Origin of the sequence: Nocardia sp. CC227C (assembly GCF_030767025.1) — a bacterium.
Taxonomy (GTDB): domain Bacteria; phylum Actinomycetota; class Actinomycetes; order Mycobacteriales; family Mycobacteriaceae; genus Nocardia.
In genome coordinates, this window is the sequence record NZ_JASITE010000004.1 from 196338 (window position 1) to 212436 (window position 16099).

Annotated in this window: 20 protein-coding genes; 7 read left to right on the forward strand and 13 right to left on the reverse strand. The window is 67.0% G+C overall.

The features are described 5' to 3' along the window. Positions 1–165 precede the first annotated feature (165 nt). The gene (locus QMO76_RS09435; RefSeq protein ID WP_306360813.1) at positions 166–1029 is read right to left on the reverse strand and encodes an SDR family NAD(P)-dependent oxidoreductase; all 864 of its coding nucleotides are present in this window, start codon (positions 1027–1029) and stop codon (positions 166–168) included. Between the two features lie 179 nt (positions 1030–1208). Between QMO76_RS09435 and QMO76_RS09440 the strand changes: the two genes are divergently transcribed. Next, on the forward strand, positions 1209–1796 hold the full coding sequence (locus QMO76_RS09440) for a TetR/AcrR family transcriptional regulator (protein ID WP_306360814.1): 588 nt from the start codon (positions 1209–1211) through the stop codon (positions 1794–1796). Positions 1797–1873: 77 nt separating this feature from the next. Then, positions 1874–2086 (forward strand): hypothetical protein, encoded by a 213-nt coding sequence (locus QMO76_RS09445; RefSeq protein ID WP_306360815.1) that lies wholly within the window; start codon positions 1874–1876, stop codon positions 2084–2086. A 42-nt stretch (positions 2087–2128) separates the two neighbouring features. Here QMO76_RS09445 and QMO76_RS09450 read toward each other — a convergent pair whose 3' ends face one another. Then, positions 2129–2956 (reverse strand): carotenoid oxygenase family protein, encoded by an 828-nt coding sequence (locus QMO76_RS09450; RefSeq protein WP_306360816.1) that lies wholly within the window; start codon positions 2954–2956, stop codon positions 2129–2131. Further along, positions 2920–3441 carry a carotenoid oxygenase family protein gene (locus QMO76_RS09455; RefSeq protein ID WP_306360817.1) on the reverse strand — a complete coding sequence of 174 codons (522 nt, stop codon included), beginning with the start codon at positions 3439–3441 and terminating at the stop codon, positions 2920–2922. Before QMO76_RS09455 ends, QMO76_RS09450 begins: the two co-directional genes overlap by 37 nt. Between QMO76_RS09455 and QMO76_RS09460 the strand changes: the two genes are divergently transcribed. Continuing rightward, positions 3421–3690, forward strand: coding sequence for a hypothetical protein (locus tag QMO76_RS09460; protein ID WP_306360818.1), 270 nt, complete (start codon positions 3421–3423; stop codon positions 3688–3690). The two genes, QMO76_RS09455 and QMO76_RS09460, sit on opposite strands and share 21 nt — an antisense overlap. 14 nt (positions 3691–3704) lie before the next feature. Here QMO76_RS09460 and QMO76_RS09465 read toward each other — a convergent pair whose 3' ends face one another. Then, positions 3705–4217, reverse strand: a complete 513-nt coding sequence (locus tag QMO76_RS09465) for a nitroreductase/quinone reductase family protein (RefSeq protein ID WP_306360819.1) — start codon at positions 4215–4217, stop codon at positions 3705–3707. A 133-nt stretch (positions 4218–4350) separates the two neighbouring features. On the opposite strand from QMO76_RS09465, the gene QMO76_RS09470 reads away from it, so the two are divergent. Continuing rightward, entirely contained in the window at positions 4351–4713 is a 363-nt protein-coding gene (locus QMO76_RS09470) for an HNH endonuclease (RefSeq protein WP_306360820.1), read from the forward strand. A 227-nt stretch (positions 4714–4940) separates the two neighbouring features. Here QMO76_RS09470 and QMO76_RS09475 read toward each other — a convergent pair whose 3' ends face one another. Then, the gene (locus QMO76_RS09475; protein WP_306361135.1) at positions 4941–5363 is read right to left on the reverse strand and encodes a TetR/AcrR family transcriptional regulator C-terminal domain-containing protein; all 423 of its coding nucleotides are present in this window, start codon (positions 5361–5363) and stop codon (positions 4941–4943) included. Between the two features lie 21 nt (positions 5364–5384). Here QMO76_RS09475 and QMO76_RS09480 point away from each other — a divergent pair, with 21 nt between their 5' ends. Next, positions 5385–5837, forward strand: coding sequence for a hypothetical protein (locus QMO76_RS09480; RefSeq protein ID WP_306360822.1), 453 nt, complete (start codon positions 5385–5387; stop codon positions 5835–5837). Between the two features lie 142 nt (positions 5838–5979). On the opposite strand, the gene QMO76_RS09485 is transcribed toward QMO76_RS09480, so the two are convergent. The 3 genes from QMO76_RS09485 to ychF form a co-directional block, all read right to left on the reverse strand. Then, positions 5980–6393 (reverse strand): PIN domain-containing protein, encoded by a 414-nt coding sequence (locus QMO76_RS09485; RefSeq protein WP_306360823.1) that lies wholly within the window; start codon positions 6391–6393, stop codon positions 5980–5982. Beyond that, the gene (locus QMO76_RS09490) at positions 6390–6608 is read right to left on the reverse strand and encodes a type II toxin-antitoxin system VapB family antitoxin (protein ID WP_306360824.1); all 219 of its coding nucleotides are present in this window, start codon (positions 6606–6608) and stop codon (positions 6390–6392) included. The genes QMO76_RS09485 and QMO76_RS09490 overlap by 4 nt, the downstream gene beginning before the upstream one ends. Positions 6609–6732: 124 nt before the next feature. Continuing rightward, positions 6733–7812 carry a redox-regulated ATPase YchF gene (gene ychF, locus QMO76_RS09495; RefSeq protein ID WP_306360825.1) on the reverse strand — a complete coding sequence of 360 codons (1080 nt, stop codon included), beginning with the start codon at positions 7810–7812 and terminating at the stop codon, positions 6733–6735. A 151-nt stretch (positions 7813–7963) separates the two neighbouring features. On the opposite strand from ychF, the gene QMO76_RS09500 reads away from it, so the two are divergent. After that, complete coding sequence (locus QMO76_RS09500; RefSeq protein ID WP_306360826.1) at positions 7964–9367, forward strand: tetratricopeptide repeat protein; 1404 nt, start codon at positions 7964–7966, stop codon at positions 9365–9367. A gap of 30 nt (positions 9368–9397) precedes the next feature. Here the strand turns inward: QMO76_RS09500 and QMO76_RS09505 are convergent, their stop codons facing one another. From QMO76_RS09505 to QMO76_RS09525, 5 genes are all read right to left on the reverse strand, one after another. Continuing rightward, positions 9398–9814, reverse strand: coding sequence for a PIN domain nuclease (locus tag QMO76_RS09505; RefSeq protein WP_306360827.1), 417 nt, complete (start codon positions 9812–9814; stop codon positions 9398–9400). Beyond that, the gene (locus QMO76_RS09510) at positions 9811–10029 is read right to left on the reverse strand and encodes a type II toxin-antitoxin system VapB family antitoxin (protein WP_282785366.1); all 219 of its coding nucleotides are present in this window, start codon (positions 10027–10029) and stop codon (positions 9811–9813) included. The genes QMO76_RS09505 and QMO76_RS09510 overlap by 4 nt, the downstream gene beginning before the upstream one ends. Before the next feature lie 50 nt (positions 10030–10079). Beyond that, a complete protein-coding gene (locus QMO76_RS09515) occupies positions 10080–10916 on the reverse strand; it encodes a carbohydrate ABC transporter permease (RefSeq protein ID WP_306361136.1) in 837 nt (278 codons plus the stop codon). An 8-nt stretch (positions 10917–10924) separates the two neighbouring features. Continuing rightward, the gene (locus tag QMO76_RS09520) at positions 10925–11908 is read right to left on the reverse strand and encodes a carbohydrate ABC transporter permease (RefSeq protein WP_306360828.1); all 984 of its coding nucleotides are present in this window, start codon (positions 11906–11908) and stop codon (positions 10925–10927) included. Between the two features lie 223 nt (positions 11909–12131). Then, on the reverse strand, positions 12132–13475 hold the full coding sequence (locus QMO76_RS09525; RefSeq protein WP_306360829.1) for a sugar ABC transporter substrate-binding protein: 1344 nt from the start codon (positions 13473–13475) through the stop codon (positions 12132–12134). Between the two features lie 206 nt (positions 13476–13681). Between QMO76_RS09525 and QMO76_RS09530 the strand changes: the two genes are divergently transcribed. Continuing rightward, positions 13682–16021, forward strand: a complete 2340-nt coding sequence (locus tag QMO76_RS09530) for a carbon starvation CstA family protein (RefSeq protein WP_306360830.1) — start codon at positions 13682–13684, stop codon at positions 16019–16021. Positions 16022–16099 lie beyond the last annotated feature (78 nt).

A 16099-nucleotide genomic window follows, 5' to 3' on the forward strand; every position in this document is an offset into this window, starting at 1 on the left:
GTCCAGAGTAGCCAGGGAAAGTGGCGATCGTGCCTACACTCGGTGAACTGTGCGGGCCCTCATCTGGGCGGCGGTCCGCTCAGGATGGCGCTGCCACCACGGTAACCGTCGGGGACGCCATGACGGCCGCTGGCCCCGCATCATCCCCCGCACGCAGCCGACCTGTCATGCGGGCCAGGTGAATTCGGGGTCGGTGAGGTAGTCCTGGCGGCGCGCGTCCAACGCCATGGTGACCATCTGGTGCGCGCTCGGGCCGATGACCTTGCGCAGTGGCGGGTTCGGGTCGCCGACGAGATCGAGCAGGGCGGCGGCGGCGACTTCCGGTGCGGCATCGGCCCATTCGTTTTCGGCGGGGTCGGTCGCGGGCTGCTCGGTGGTCGGCGGCTCGGCCGACATGTCCGGGTAATCGGGCATGCCGAGGATGGCTTCGCGAGCCGCCGAGTACGCCGGGATGCCCGTGGCGAACTTCATGCTCGACTTGGCCCAGTCGGTGTCGAAGCCGCCCATCTGGGCGAGGGTGACCTTGATGCCGAAGGGGCGCAGCTCGTCGGCGAGGGAGGCGCTGAATCCCTCGAGTGCCCATTTGCTGGCGTTGTACATGCTGAACAGTGGCAGCGAGCCGACCGCGCCGACCGTCGAGATCTGCACGATGTGGCCGGAGCCCTGTGCGCGCAGGTGGGGCAGCGCGGCCTGCGACACCCAGAGCGCACCGTAGAAGTTGGTGTCGATCTGGTCGCGGATCTGGTTTTCGGTGAGTTCCTCGAGTGCGCCGACGAGCCCGTAGCCCGCGTTGTTGACGAGTACGTCGATGCGGCCGGTGACATCGAACGCCTCGACCACCGTGGCGAAGACGCGGTCGCGATCGCGGACGTCGAGGGGCAGCACGGTGAGCCGTTCGGTGGCGAGGTCGGCCATGGTGTGCGGGTCGCGGGCGGTCGCGACGACGGTGTCACCGGCGTCCAGCGCCGCCACGGTGAACGCTCGGCCGAGCCCGCGGTTGGCTCCGGTGATGAACCAGGTTCTGGACAACAGCAATCCCTTCGTCGGATGGACGGCGTTCGCCCGTCGGTCAGCCTCGCGTCGATACGGCGTCGCGGGAGGCATGACCCCGGAGAAACGAGACGGTTCGTCTCGTTGACGTCACCCACTCTGCGTCACCACGCGACGATTGTCAAGACGAGACGTTCCGTCTTGTTAGGATCGGCACCATGGCCGCCAAACCCACCAGCACCCGCCGCCGCGAGAGCTCGCGCATCGCGATCCTCGACGCCACCCGCGCCCTGCTCGGCGAGGTCCCGTACGCGAAGCTGACCATCGAGTCGATCGCCGCCCGCGCCGGGGTCGGCAAGCAGACCATCTACCGCTGGTGGGATTCCAAGGGTGCGGTGGTCCTCGACTCCCTGCTCGCCGTGAGCGAAAACCCCGACGGCGGAATCGAACTCCCGGATTCCGGCGATCTGACCACGGACCTGAAAGTCGTCTTACGCGCCACCGCGGCCGAATTCGCCGACCCCGCGTTCAGCGCCCCGATCCGCGCCCTGATGATCGAGATCATCGCCGACCCCGCCCTGGCCGCGCTCTACCGGGAGAAGCTGCAACAGCCCACCCACGACGCCATCCTCACCCGCCTGCGCAGCGCCCAACGCGCCGGCCAACTCCGCCCCGACGCCGACCTCCCCCTTCTCATCGACATGCTCTACGGCCCCCTCACCCACCGCTGGCTCCTCCATTCGACCACCCTCGACGACACCTTCGCCGACGCCATAGTCGACGCGGTTCTGCACGGATTCGCCTAAAGCCCGGATTGTCGGCGCCAACGAGCCCGCATAATCGGTGGCATCCGAAAACGGCTGTCCGACCATACGATTCGTCCATGATCTTTCCGACACGGACACTGCGCATCAGCGTCGCCGCCATCGCCCTCACCACAGGACTCGTCACCGCGGGCGGCTCAGCCGCCGCGGAAACCACCGGCACCGGCAGCAGTTCGATCGGCACCGGTTCCGCCGATGTGGTCCAGAACCTCATCACGTCACTCGCATGTGCCGTGGGCGCGATGTCCTGCCCTATCGTCATACCCACGTGATCCCGATCAGGCGGAAATTCCGGCCCGGCCGTCCGCCGCAGGTCACAGCACCTGCTCCGGCGTCGGCACCGGAGCCTCGGGTGTGGCGATCCGGCGGTTGAACGTGCCGTGGAAACCCCAGGGGATGTGGTGTTCGAGCCAGGCGGTGGCCAGTGGGCCGCGGTCGAGGTCCTTGGCGTCGAAAACCACGAGCTGCGAACGGTCTTCGTCCAATTGGTGATTCAATGCCAGCAGCCAGCCGTCATCCTCGGCGGCGTCGCGGCCGCGCGGAACGAACAGCGGTTCGCCGACCGAGCTGGGGCCGAGGTCGCAGCTGGTCGTCGCGCCGGTCTCGGTGTCGACCTTGACCACGGAGTTGAACAGCCGCGCCGGGCCGCCCTTCCCGGCGAAGTAGGTGTAGCGGTGTCTGCGGGTGCCGCGCCGCCAGTCGAACTGCGGGAATTCACCGGATCGGTCCGATACCTGGTTCTCGATGATTCTGCCGTCCTTGGTGATCCGGAACTGCATGAGCGTGGAGTCGGGGTACTCGGGAATGCCGAGGTCGGTGCGATTGACCATCCCGGTCATGAGCCGCAGCTTCTCCCAGTCGGTTTCGAGGCGGGGCAGTTCGACCACGACGTCATCTCCGTCGTCGTAGGCATTGGTGAAGTGGACGTGCAGCAGCGCCTCGTGCTCCACGATGCGGACCCGAACGCCGTCCCTGGGCACCAGGACGAATCGAGTTCCCTTGCCGTGCTTGAACTCCAGCGAATCGACGAACGACGTCATGGACAGCGCGATCTTGCCGATATCGGGCAGGATCGGGTCCAGCACGAACACCGGGTATTTCCGCGTCAGCGCGAAGTCGTGGTTCCACGGCAGATCGAGCATCGGACGGAGGCGAGTCCGGTCAGCCGTCCGTGGCGGTCGATCCGAAAGGTCCGAATCCGCGGTGTCGGAAGCAGATCGAGGCCGAAGTTGTACATGTCGCCGGTATCGGGGTCCCACTTCGGGTGCGCCGAGAAGGCGCCGAGATATCCGAGCCGACCACCGAAGTCGGTACTTCCGAGAGTGTCGAGCGTTTCGGGATCGATCCGATGCGGACTGCCGATCTCCCACAGCGCGAGCAGTTCACCGGCGCAGTTGACGATATTCGTGTTCGCCACGTTCTCCGGCAGGCGTCCGACATTCGCCCGGAAGCCACCCGGAATCTGATCTCCGACGCCCCGGAACCGAATGGTGCTCGACTGCTGGCCGTGCTTGAAGTGCCGGGTGCGCACGTATCGATTGCGGAACCGCACCGAGCGGCCGTCGAGGATGAACTGCGAGATCATCCCGTCGCCGTCGAAGATGTTGTGCAGCAGCAGCGACGCCACGACGCCATCGACACCGTCGCCGACCTGGTCGTCGATCACGCCCCCACGGCCCTCGGATTCACTCCGGACCCAGACCTGCTCCGACGCGCGAGCCTGTTCATCACCGGCGGCGTCAATCAGATCATCGAAGGCTGGCTATCGGGTGCGATCACGATGACCGCCGCCGAACTCGCCGCCGACTGCGCACGAATGTGCATCAACGTATTGCAGGCCCCGGACCGCTCCCCATCCAGTCCCGTAGCCACATAACGCGATTCGACCGCTCAGACCTCACCGTCGAGGGTCAGTACGACCAGGGGGATCGGCCGGTCGATCTTGGACTGGAAATCCGCCAGCAGCGGGTTGTTGGTCAGCACCCACGCCGCGAACTCGTCATAATCCGCGCCGTCGAGCACCTTGCCGGTGCCCCGGTAGGTCTTGTCCCGGAGCTCGATGGTGACCTGCGGATTGGCCTTGATGTTGTACCACCAGGCCGGGTACTTGTCCTCGATGAACGAACTCACGTACATCGCGTCGCCCCGGTACAGGGGTCCCAGCGGGGTCGTGTGCCGCTTGCCGCTCTTGGCTCCGGTGGTGGTGAGCAGAATCAGGTCGCCACCCGCGTAAGCGCCACCCACCTTGCCCGAGTTCTCCCGGAACTCCCTGATCACGTCGTCATTCCAATTGGCAATGCCGACCTCCTCAACCCACGCCTGGTTCCACGGCGCGTTCGGATCGTCGTAGCCGGTGATCTCGGCCCGCTCCGGCTGGCCCGGGGTCGATTCGTTCTCGCTCATGATTCGAGTATGCCGACGAGATAGGACAGCTACGGTCCTAATTAAACGAGAACTATCGACGCGTTGATCCCCGAACGCGCCATGCGGCCCTCACTCACCTCATTCGGCCATCGCGGCGCGTAGCCTCCCACTCATGCCCTCCGGCGGTAGCAGACAGGTCCGCGCCGCGCGCAAGCGCAAGAAGCGGATGGCGCGCGTCGTCCACGATCTCACCGACGCGCAATGGGACGCACTGAAGACCGCCTGGGGCGGCTGCGCCTACTGCGGCGCCCCCTCCCTCTCGCTACAGAAGGACTGCATCCAGGCCATCTCCCGCGGCGGCCGCTACACCCTCGGCAACGTCGTACCCGCGTGCGGATCATGCAACGCCAGCAAATGCAACGCGGAAGTGACCGGCTGGCTGCGCCGCAAGAATCTCGACGAACGCTCGTTCCTCGTGCGCCACTACGAGATCTCGGCCGAGCTCACCGCCCGGTTCGCCCAGGAGTGCGACTAACACTCAGCGAGTCACCGAAGACAGCTCGCGCCCCATGTAGCTACTCATCTGATGCTCGCCGGATTCCTCGCCCGCACGCTCACCCAGGCCGCATACCCCCGCTGACCCAACCGTCGAGCGCGGAACCATCCCCGCCAAGAGGGATCAGCGGCCAGGGTCGAGTTCTCCGCGAGAATCGCGTCGTTGGCCCGCAATAGGTTCCGATGACACCTTCGGGGATTCCGCGATCACTCCGGCGCGTAAGCGCGCAGGAAGGTGTCGGTCGCGGCTTCGGCGATGGCGCGAAGTTCGGCGGCCGAGATCTTGCGTGTGCCCGGCCGTGACCGGGTTTCCAGGGGGCCGGTGAGAAGAGCGAGGTACTGTTCGGCGGCTACGTCCGGATCGGATCGTCGCAGCTGTCCGGCCAGGGTCAGTCTTGCCAGCCGGTCGGCTAGGGCCTCGCGCAGCCGAATCGCGGTGCGCTGCTGGATTTCGGCCGCCAGGTCGGCGAAGTCCCCGAGGTCCGCATCGCCTGAACCCGCGGGCGCCGGTGCCGCGGACTCCCCTCCGGGAGCAAACCGAATTGAAATACTGAGAGTTGGCCTGCAGGATAGGGAAGTCCCTGCGGATCGGCAGTTCAGTTCACTGCGACTCCGAACAGGGGAATCCAGTGCTAGAGAGAGTCATTCAACGTGCATAAATCCAACCGGGCAGCCGCCACCACCGCCGCGGCGCTCAGTGCGCTCGCCGCGGCGATCGCGTTCGCCGCGCCTCAGGCGGGGGCAGCCGTCACGAGCATCCACGTCGAACAGGGACAGAGCTTCGGCAGCTCGGCAGACGCCCGCGGCACCGGCTGCTCCTACCCGATCACCGTGACCACGGAACCCGGCAAGTCGGTGGTCTTGCTCGACCAGATCGGCGACGACCCGAAAACCGCGGACCACAAGCAATTTCAGCCGTACAGAGTGGTAGCGGATGCGTCCGGAACGGCGCGTACCACGTGGACCCCCGACCGGGCGGGCTCGCACAAGATCGTGGCGCTCGAACTCTTGGGCGATGACGAGTTCGATGTCTACACCCGCAACGGTGCGATAAACGTCGGAACCGGTGTCAATCTCGGTCCCGCCTGCGTCGTACTGCCCTGAGCGCTTCCCCGCAGACCGGCGTGTCGTCCTCCGCTCCGCACCGGGCAACACCCGGTCTGCGGCGCGCTGCGATGATTCCTCGCAGGCGCTGATCCGCTACACCTCGAGGCGGAATTCGGCTGTGTTCCGGCACAAAGCACCGTCATGACGAAGGCATGATGTACTCGCACTGCAGGTCGGACACTCTCGCGATGTGCTCGAAGTCGTGGTCCGCGGCAAGCACGGTCGCATCGTTCACGATGGCATAGCCGGCGATGAGGATGTCGAGCGAGCCGGCAGCACGGGCCAGTCCCGCATTCCACAGTGCTTCCTGGATATCGAGCACGAGCGATTCCTCGGGTGCGCGCTCGAGCGGGAACCCGAGGGAGATCTGCTCTCGATAGTGCGCGTACTCCTCGGGCGTTCGGGCGCTGTGGCAGAACTCGAGCACCTGCGGCGGGCAGGTGACGAACAGGTCGGCTGGCGCTCGCTCGATACGCCGGAGCCTCGCAGTGATATCCGCGTCTCCGGTAGCCAGCCTTGCCCAGACCGAATTGTCGACCAGGTAGTCGGTCACGCGGACTCGGATTCGCTCGGAGAGACCACCGGCGCACCGAGCTCGTTCTCCAGGTCGGTCAGCCCTGCGATACCGTCGATCATCGCGCCCTTCTGCTTCGAAGCGATGAGGCGGCGCAACGCGAGATCGAGGACGGCTCGGTTCGATCGCTCGCCCGTGAGCGCCCTGGCACGCTCGATCAGCCGCGGATCCAGGTCGACGCTGGTGACTGCCATGATGACCCCCTACCCATTGATTATATGGCTGATTATATATCAACAGCTTCAGGGAAACACTCACTCGTGCCGCGGACTCCTGCTGGCGTACTGACCGCGCCATCCGACGTCGCAGCGGACTCGACTAGACGTTGAACCTGAACTCGACCACGTCCCCATCGGCCATGACGTAGTCCTTCCCCTCCATCCGCACCTTGCCCGCGGACTTGGCGGCTGCCATGGAGCCCGCCGTGACCAGGTCGTCGAAGGCGACGATTTCGGCCTTGATGAAGCCGCGTTCGAAGTCGGTGTGGATGACGCCGGCGGCCTTGGGGGCGGTGTCGCCCTGGTGGATGGTCCAGGCTCGGGCTTCCTTGGGGCCGGCGGTGAGGTAGGTCTGGAGGCCGAGGGTGTGGAAACCGGCGCGGGCGAGCGCGTGCAGGCCGGGTTCGGTTTGGCCGATGGATTCGAGGAGTTCCAGGGCGGATTCGGCGTCGAGTTCGAGGAGTTCGGCTTCGACCTTGGCGTCCAGGAAGACGGCGTCGGCGGGGGCGACGGCGGCCTGCAGTTCGGCCTTGCGGGCCTCGTCGGTGAGCACCGACTCGTCGGCGTTGAAGACGTAGAGGAACGGCTTCGTGGTGAGCAGGGACAGTTCCTTCAGGAGCTCACCGTCGATCTTGTCGCGGACGGAGAACAGGGTCTTGCCCTCGTTGAGGAACTCCTGGGCCTGCTTGGCGGCGTCGGCGACCGGCTTGCGGTCCTTCTTGACCTTGGCTTCCTTGTCGAGGCGGACCACCGCCTTCTCCAGGGTCTGCAGGTCGGCGAGGATGAGCTCGGTCTCGATGACCTCGATATCGGACAGCGGATCGATCTTGCCGTCCACATGCACCACGTCATCGTCGGCGAACACCCGCACCACCTGGCAGATGGCGTCCGCCTCGCGGATATTGGCGAGGAACTTGTTGCCCAGGCCCGCGCCCTCGGACGCGCCCTTCACGATGCCCGCGATATCCACGAAGGACACCGTGGCGGGCACGATGCGCTCGGAGCCGAAGATCTCGGCGAGCTTGTCCAGCCTCGGATCGGGCAGCGGGACCACGCCGACGTTCGGCTCGATGGTGGCGAAGGGGTAGTTCGCCGCGAGCACGTCATTGCGGGTCAGCGCATTGAACAGCGTCGACTTTCCGACATTGGGCAGGCCGACGATTCCGAGGGTGAGACTCACGGAGAGCAGATTCTACCCGCGCGCATCAGCGGGAACCGAGCCGGGCGGGCCGGGGCGGCCGAGGGCCGTTTTCGTCGGTGCCCGCCGATACCATCCGATACGAGGCGAGGCCGCGAACCGGCCGCCGTCAACGATTCGAGGGGGTGCCGTGATGGCGTATTCGAAACCTGTCCCGCTTGGCGACGCGCTCGACGCACTGAACAGGCAGTTGGCGAACGCCGCTGCCGCCGGACAGCTGTCGCTCACCGTTCCGGCGGACGGCGGCCCGCTGCGACTGCTGCCGCGGGATGTCGAACTGACGCTGCGACTCACCGCGGTGCACACCGCGCACGGCCCGGAATTTCTCGTCACCGATACGGCAGCCGAAACAGCCTCGCACACAATAAAATTCACGATGCGGCCGGATACGAGCGAGTCGTTCACCCCGGTCCCGTCCCCGACCGGGAGTGCCGGGGAGCCGGATCCCGAGCCACTGGTTCCCGAGCCGACCGACCCGCACGCCGAGATCATCGACCTGTATGCGGGAATCCTGGCCGACCGGGACCGACTACTTGGTCCGCTGCATCGCGACACCCTCATGTCGGGAGCCAACCTGGCCCGCGCCTACCGCGAGGCGGGAGCCTTCGACGAGGCCGTCAACCTGTACGAACGCGTCGTCATCGACTGCGAGAGCACCTTCGGCACACACGACCCGGACACACTGCTGTTCCGCGCCAGCCTGGGTCGCGTCTACCGGGAAGCGGGCAAACTCGCCGAGGCTGTCGCTTCGGACGAACGGACACTGGCGGATACCGAGCATGCCTGTGGAACGGAACATCCGAACACTCTCATCGCCCGCCACAACCTGGCGTACGCCTACCGAACGGCCGGTCGTCTCGATGAGGCCATCGCCACCTTCCGCGAAGCGTTGGCGGCGAGTGAGCGTATCTGCGGCGTCGACGACGAAAGCACCCTAGCCACCCTGGAATGCCTGGCCGGTGCGCTACGGACCGGGGGCCGCATCGATGAGGCGGCCGAGCTGGACGAACGGTTGCTGTCCACCCGAGAACGTACGCTCGGCCCGGATCACCCGGACACTCTGTTCGCGATGGATTCGCTGGCGGAGGACCGGGACCTCCAGGGCCGCCGTGACGAATCCGTCGAGATGCACCGGCGAGCGCTGGCCACCGCCGAACGGGCATTGGGTGCGGACCATTCCCTGTGCGTCCGCATCCGCAACAACCTGGCCTTCGCCTACGACCGGCTCGGACGGCTCGACCTGGCGGTCGAACTGTTCGAGCAGGCGGCCGCCGACCAGGAACGGGATCGGGGCCCCGACCACCCGCTCACCCTCCTCGCCCGAAACAATCTAGCCACCGCGTACTCCGGGTTGCACCGATACGCCGAGGCGATCGCCCTGTTCCGATCCGTCGTCGCCGATCGCGAGCGCGTACTGGGGGCACACCATCCGGATACGTTGAAATCGCGGGAGCACTTGGCGCTGGCCTACGAACAGAGCCTGCGCACCGATTCTCGCGGTGGTGCTGCGGCACCTCCGTTCACAGCCAATCGATGAACTCGGCAGGATGGTCAGCTCCAAGGCGGCTCAGCCCCGGATATCACCTACGAAGGCCACCGGCTGCCCGGTTATCCGCGCGACCGTGGCGAAGTCGCGGTCGTCGCACAGGATCGTGAGTCTGTGATGCTCGGCGGTCGCCGCCACCAGCAGATCCACGGCCCCCGCCGAGCGATGCGTGCCTTGTTCCGTCATCAGCTGTTGTATGTCAGCGGCACGTTCGTATCCACGTTCGTACATCGGGACCCAGGCGAACAGGTCACGCAGTAGACGGCGCTTCTCGAGTCGGTCGGCCAGTGAGCGAGCCGAGTACAGGAATTCGAGCTCGACAATCGGACAGGTGGCGATCACGCCCGCGGTCAACTGGTCCACCCATGCCTGTCGCAACTTGTCCTGCAAGATCCGGAAGAGTCCGGATGGGTCGATGAGGTACAGGGCTGTGCTCACCGCCGGTATGCCGCCTTGTCGTCGAGGAATTCATCGAAGTCGCCCCGATCGGCCATATCGCCCAGGCGGGCCAGCGCCCTGATCCGGACCAGCCGCTGGCCGACCTCACGTAGTGCGGCGTTGACGGTGTCCTTCTTGGTCTTGGTCCCCAGCACCTCCGCGGCGATGGCCAGCGCCTCTTCGTCGATCTCGATCGGAGTCTTCGATGCACCCATGACCTGCCTCCTTCGGATATCCAGTACATCCAAGTTAGACGTCCATGGTATCAACGGCCGCCGAGGCCGGAGAGGGCGGTGCCGCGGATGAAGGCGCGCTGGGCCACGGCGTAGACGGCGATCAGGGGCAGCAGGATGACGACGGCGGCGGACATGAGGAGGGGCCAGTGGGTGTGGTACTGGCCCTGGAGGCGGACCAGGCCGAGGGTGGCGGTGGCGTAGTCGTTGCGTTGGATCATGATCAGCGGCCAGAGGAAGTCGTTCCAGACGGTGATCCAGGTGAGGACGGCCAGCACCATGAGGGCGGGGCGGGTGTGCGGGAGCAGGACGCGCCAGTAGATCTGCCAGGGGGTGCAGCCGTCGAGGATGGCGGCCTCCTCCAGTTCGCCGGGGAGCGTGGCGAAGAACTGGCGCATGAGATAGGTGCCGAAGGCGCTGCCGAAGAGGCCGGGGACGATCATGGACCAGGGGGTGTCCACCCAGCCGAGAAAACGCATGAGGATGAACTGCGGGATGACGGTGACGGTGAGCGGCACCATGAGGGTGGCCAGGTAGCAGAAGAACAGGGCCTCGCGGCCGGGGAAACGCAGGCGGGCGAAGGCATATCCGGCCAGGGAGCAGAAGAACACCTGCCCGGCGGTGACGCAGGCGGCGTAGACGGCGGTATTGAGGAGCATGCGGCCCAGCGGGATGAGATCGAAGACCTCGGCGTAGTTGGACCACTGCGGATGCGTCGGCAGCGGAGACGGATCACTCACGCCCACATCGGATTTCAGCGACGCCGACAGCGCCCACAGCACAGGTGCCAGTGCACACCAGCCGACGCCGACGAGCGCCAGGTAGGCGAGTGAGCCCCCGGCGATCCGCCGCCGGATATTGCCGCCCACCCGCGCGCTCACCGCTCCGCCTCGCCGCGTCGAGCCAGCCGCAGTTGCACGATCGTGAGCACCAGCAGCATCGCGAAGATCACCCAGGCCAGCGCGGCGGCGTAGCCGATCTCGTAGAAGCGGAAAGCGTTCTGGAACAGCATGATCCCGAGCACGTAGGTGCCGGTCTCCGGGCCGCCGTTGCCGCCGGTGAGCGCGTACGCCTGATCGAATGCCTGCACGGTGTTGATGACCGTGATGACGAAGACGAACGACAGCGCGCCCCGGATGAGCGGCAGGGTGATCGACCGGAACCGCCGCAGCGCCCCCGCACCGTCGATTCGTGCTGCCTCGTAGAGGTTTTCCGGCACGCCCTGCATGGCGGCGAGCAGGATGACGGTGGCGAACGGCACGCTCTTCCACACGGTGACGATGCTGAGCGAGATCAACGCCCAGTCCGGATCGGTCAGCCACGGCACCGGCCCCAGCCCCACCCACCCGAGCGCGAGGTTCACCAGCCCGTCCTCGGTGGCGAAGAGGAACCGGAACACCACCGCCATGGCGACCGTGGAGGCCACCAGCGGCAGGAAGGCCACCGTGCGGAACACGCCGATACCCGGCAGTTTTCGATTCAACAGCCCGGCGACGGCCAGGCTGATCACCACCGTGGGCAACAGGGTGAGCAGCGTGAACACGGCGGTATTCCGCAATGCGATATAGAAAAGCGGATCGTCGGCGAACAGCCGCCGGTAGTTGCCCGCCCCGATGAACCGCGGCGGCGAGAACAGATCCCAGGAGTGGAAGCTGAGATACAGCGAGAAGCCCAGCGGGAACAGCAGGAACACGGCGACCGCCGCCACATTCGGGGCCACGAACGCCCCGCCCGCGCGCGCCCGCCGCCGGGCCAGCGCCGAGCGCGGTCGGGGTGGGCGCTCCCGCCGCGGCTCCCCGGCGTCCACGCGCAGGCCATCGAGCACCCCGGTCACGGCAGCGCCCAACGACCGCTCGGCCATGCCGCAGCAGCGGTGCACGAGCAGCCATCGCGTACGACATCGCGCGGCACCGCACGATCGCCGCCCAGCTCGTCCATCGTGCGCCGCACAGGTCGGTTCGCCCCGCGTCGAGCCCGAAACTCGCTGCACCCGCCCGGAACGCGCGCGCGCATACCGGCCCGTCGCCGCGCCGTACGAGCCCGCCGTCCACGCCACCGGCCGCGGCGCACCTCCGAGCGCCCGCTCATATCCGCGCCGCCCGCAGGATCTCGTCGATATCCCGCGCCGTGCGCCCGCCCAGCGAATCCGCCTGTGCCGCACCGCGCAGCACCCGGTTGCAGCCGCGCTCCAGCAGCGATTCGACCTTGCCCCACACCGGCGTCACCGCGAGGTGCCGGGAGTGCGCGGGCCCCTCGGTGAAGACCTCCAGATTGCGAATCCCGGGGTGGGCGGTCGCGAAACCCGCCGAGTGCATGGCGGATCCCAGCACCGGCACGAACAGCCCGGACCGCGCGATGATCTCCTGCCCTTCCGGCCCGGTCGCGAATTTGACGAATTCCCAGGCTTGTTCGCGGCGCGGGCTGTTCGCCGCGATGGCCAGCCCGGTGGTGCCCACATCGGTGATGGCGGCGGGGCCGCCGTGCGGGCCGACCGGCAGCACGGTGACATCGAAATCCAGGTCGTCACGGCCGACGAACTCCGAGTACAGCCAGTGCCCGCCCAGCAGCATGGCGGCCCGGCCGCGGGCGAAGAGGTCGGGGGCCGAGACGGATTGCTGATCGGCGGCGCGCGGCGCGACCCGGTGCCGCACGGCGAGGTCGGCGTAGAACTGCAATCCGGCCGCGAAGCGCGGATCGCCGATATTGATTCGGGTGGGCGCGACCGGCGGGCTGAACCATTCCGCCCCGTTGTTCATGCCGAAGCAGGCCGCCGAGTAGTAGGGCACCCAGGCGTCCGAGAATCCCCACTGCCGCACCCGTCCGTCGCCGTCGCGGCGCGTCAAGGCCCGTGCGGCGGCCAGGAACTCGTCGAAGTTCCAGGCGTCCGACCAGCGCGCGGGCGCGCGGATCCCGGCCTGGTCGAACAGCCGCCGGTTGTAATAGAGGAACACCCCCGACCACTGCTCCGGCAGCGCGTACCGCCCACCCCGCCAGACGAAGGTGTCCCGCAGCGGCGCGTACCCGTCGTCGGCCAGCCGGGCCGCGTGCGCGGGATCGCGATCGAGGAATTCGCTCAGGTCCGCCAGTACGCCGCGGTCGGCCAGCCCGGCGTAGAGCAGTTCCCACGCCATGAGCACATCCGGGCACTTCCCGCCCGCGCAGTAGGTCAGCATCTGTTGCAGGGGGTCGGGCCCGGACATGATGGTGCGGATGGGTATATCCGGTCTCCGCCTGCGGAATTCGTCGATGATGAGCAGCCGGGTGCGCGCCTCCTCCGGCCGGGCCTGGAAGAAGAAGGTCACCGCGTCATCGGAGCCGCCGCCACAGCCCGCGGCCAGCAGCGGGAGGGCCAAACCGGTGCGGAGTACGGTGCGCCGCGGTACGGCCGCGCCCGGCCGTTCACGGACCTCCCTGACCCCGCTCAGCATCACTCCTACCGTTGGTCGCAGAAAACAGACCGTTCGTCGGACCGAGTGACGCAGATCCCACGGCGCATGGCAGCATACGTTCGGCCTCCAGCGGAAGCGAGGTGAAACGCCGACAGGCGGCACCGCGTCCGGTCCGACCACAAGTCGGCTTCGCTGGACGGCCAGTTTCCGTAATACGCCGCAGTACCGCACGGGAGGGTTGTCGAATGGCGACCATCGAATACCTCCGGACGGATCCCGCCCTACCTCCGGTGGGCATCGTGGACCGGTCCCCGCTCACACCCGCCAAGAAGGGCATCTTCCTCGCGATAGCCGTACTCGGCGCGATCGCCTGGTCGGTCGTGGCCTTCATGCGCGGCGAGAACGTGAACGCGGTGTGGATCGTGGTCGCCGCCGTGTCCACCTACATCCTCGCCTACCAGTTCTACGCCCGGCTGATCCAATGGAAGATCACCAAGCCGCGCGACGACGTCGCCACTCCGGCCGAGGCCATGGAGAACGGCAAGGACTTCATGCCGATGGACCGGCGGGTGCTGTTCGGGCACCATTTCGCCGCCATCGCGGGCGCGGGTCCGCTGGTCGGCCCGGTGCTGGCGGCGCAGATGGGTTATCTGCCCGGCACCATCTGGATCATCGTGGGCGTGGTGCTCGCGGGCGCGGTGCAGGACTATCTGGTGCTGTGGGCGTCGTCCAAGCGGCGCGGCCGGTCGCTGGGCCAGATGGCCCGCGACGAACTGGGCCCGGTCGGCGGCGTGGCCGCCATCGTGGGTGTGCTGGTGATCATGATGATCCTGCTGGCCGTGCTCGGCATCGTGGTCGTGAACGCCCTGGCCGCCACCAGGAACCCGGTCACCGGCGTGCTGGAGGGCGGCAGCCCGTGGGGCGTGTTCTCCATCGCCATGACCATTCCGATCGCCCTGTTCATGGGCATCTACCTGCGGTTCGTGCGTCCGGGCAAGGTCGGCGAGGTCTCCCTGATCGGCTTCACGCTGCTCATGCTGGCCATCGTCTCCGGCAACTGGGTGGCCGAATCCGGCTGGGGCCGCGACTGGTTCACTCTCTCCGCCGCCACCATCGCCTGGCTGCTCATCCTCTACGGCTTCTTCGCCTCGGTGCTGCCGGTGTGGCTGCTGCTCGCCCCGCGCGACTACCTGTCGACCTTCATGAAGATCGGCACCATCTTCCTGCTGGCCGCGGGCATTCTCATCACCATGCCGGTGCTGAAGGCCCCCGCGGTCTCGGAGTTCGCGAGCAACAGCGACGGTCCGGCCTTCGCGGGCAGCCTCTTCCCGTTCCTGTTCATCACCATCGCCTGCGGTGCGCTGTCGGGTTTCCACGCGCTGGTGTCGTCGGGCACCACCCCGAAGCTGCTGGAGAAGCAGTCGCAGGCGCGGATGATCGGCTACGGCGGCATGCTCATGGAGTCGTTCGTGGCCGTGATGGCCATCGTCACCGCGAGCATCATCGACCAGCACCTGTACTTCGCCATGAACGCCAGCGGCGCGCTCACCGGCAACACCCCGGAGACGGCTGCCGAATATGTGAACAGCTTGGGGCTACAGGGCGATCCGATCACCGCGGCGCAGCTGACCCAGGCCGCGGAGGACATCGGCGAGAAGAAGATCGTCTCGCTCACCGGCGGCGCGCCGACCCTGGCGGTCGGCATGTCCGAGGTGCTGCACCAGTTCCTGGGCGGCCCGGGCTGGAAGGCGTTCTGGTACCACTTCGCCATCATGTTCGAGGCGCTGTTCATCCTCACCACCATCGACGCCGGTACCCGCGTGGCGCGCTTCATGGTGTCGGATTCGCTGGGCAATCTGGGCGGCCCGTTCACCCGGTTCAAGGACGCGTCGTGGCGGCCGGGAGCGTGGCTGTGTTCGGCCATCGTGGTGGCGGCCTGGGGTTCGGTGCTGCTGATGGGCGTCACCGACCCGTTGGGCGGCATCTACACGCTGTTCCCGCTGTTCGGCATCGCCAACCAGCTGCTGGCGGCCATCGCCTTGACCGTGGTGACGGTGATCGTGGTGAAGAAGGGCCTGCTCAAGTGGGCCTGGATTCCGGCGCTGCCGCTGGCCTGGGATCTCATCGTGACCATGACGGCGTCCTGGCAGAAGATCTTCTCGGCCGACCCGAAGATCGGCTACTGGAAGTCGCACGACAACGCCAAGATCAAGCTGGATGCCTACGAGGCCGCCCGCGACACCGGCCAGCTGCCCGCTGGCGTGGCGGATGCGGCGGCGCTGGAGAAGCAGATCGCCGATCTGGAGAAGATCGTCCGCAACACCTTCATCCAGGGCACGCTGTCCATCGTCTTCGCGGTGCTGGTGCTGATCGTGGCCGTGGTCGGCGTGCTGGTGTGCGTGCGCGCCATCCGCAAGGGCGGCGGCGAGACCACCGAATCGCCGGAGGAGCCGTCGAAGATCTTCGGCCCGAGCAGCTTCCTCGCCACCAAGGCGGAGAAGGAGGTGCAGAAGGAGTGGGACGAGCTCATCGCCTCCGGACAGATTCGCGCACCCGGCGCGCGGTCGGGAGTGCACGCGCACTGACCGTGGCGTACAACCGACTGCGATGAACGATTCCACTGTGCCGCCGACCGCGGGCTTCGGCCCGAGGTCGGCGGTTCG

Excerpts from the sequence above, each read along its gene's own strand:
- QMO76_RS09530 (WP_306360830.1), top strand. The coding sequence starts at position 13,682 with ATGGCGACCATCGAATACCTCCGGACGGATCCCGCCCTACCTCCGGTG.
- QMO76_RS09445 (WP_306360815.1), top strand. The coding sequence starts at position 1,874 with ATGATCTTTCCGACACGGACACTGCGCATCAGCGTCGCCGCCATCGCC.
- QMO76_RS09470 (WP_306360820.1), top strand. The coding sequence starts at position 4,351 with ATGCCCTCCGGCGGTAGCAGACAGGTCCGCGCCGCGCGCAAGCGCAAG.
- QMO76_RS09525 (WP_306360829.1), bottom strand. The coding sequence starts at position 13,475 with ATGCTGAGCGGGGTCAGGGAGGTCCGTGAACGGCCGGGCGCGGCCGTA.
- QMO76_RS09490 (WP_306360824.1), bottom strand. The coding sequence starts at position 6,608 with ATGGCAGTCACCAGCGTCGACCTGGATCCGCGGCTGATCGAGCGTGCC.
- QMO76_RS09510 (WP_282785366.1), bottom strand. The coding sequence starts at position 10,029 with ATGGGTGCATCGAAGACTCCGATCGAGATCGACGAAGAGGCGCTGGCC.
- QMO76_RS09465 (WP_306360819.1), bottom strand. The coding sequence starts at position 4,217 with ATGAGCGAGAACGAATCGACCCCGGGCCAGCCGGAGCGGGCCGAGATC.
- QMO76_RS09450 (WP_306360816.1), bottom strand. The coding sequence starts at position 2,956 with ATGCTCGATCTGCCGTGGAACCACGACTTCGCGCTGACGCGGAAATAC.
- QMO76_RS09520 (WP_306360828.1), bottom strand. The coding sequence starts at position 11,908 with ATGGCCGAGCGGTCGTTGGGCGCTGCCGTGACCGGGGTGCTCGATGGC.
- QMO76_RS09500 (WP_306360826.1), top strand. The coding sequence starts at position 7,964 with ATGGCGTATTCGAAACCTGTCCCGCTTGGCGACGCGCTCGACGCACTG.
- QMO76_RS09440 (WP_306360814.1), top strand. The coding sequence starts at position 1,209 with ATGGCCGCCAAACCCACCAGCACCCGCCGCCGCGAGAGCTCGCGCATC.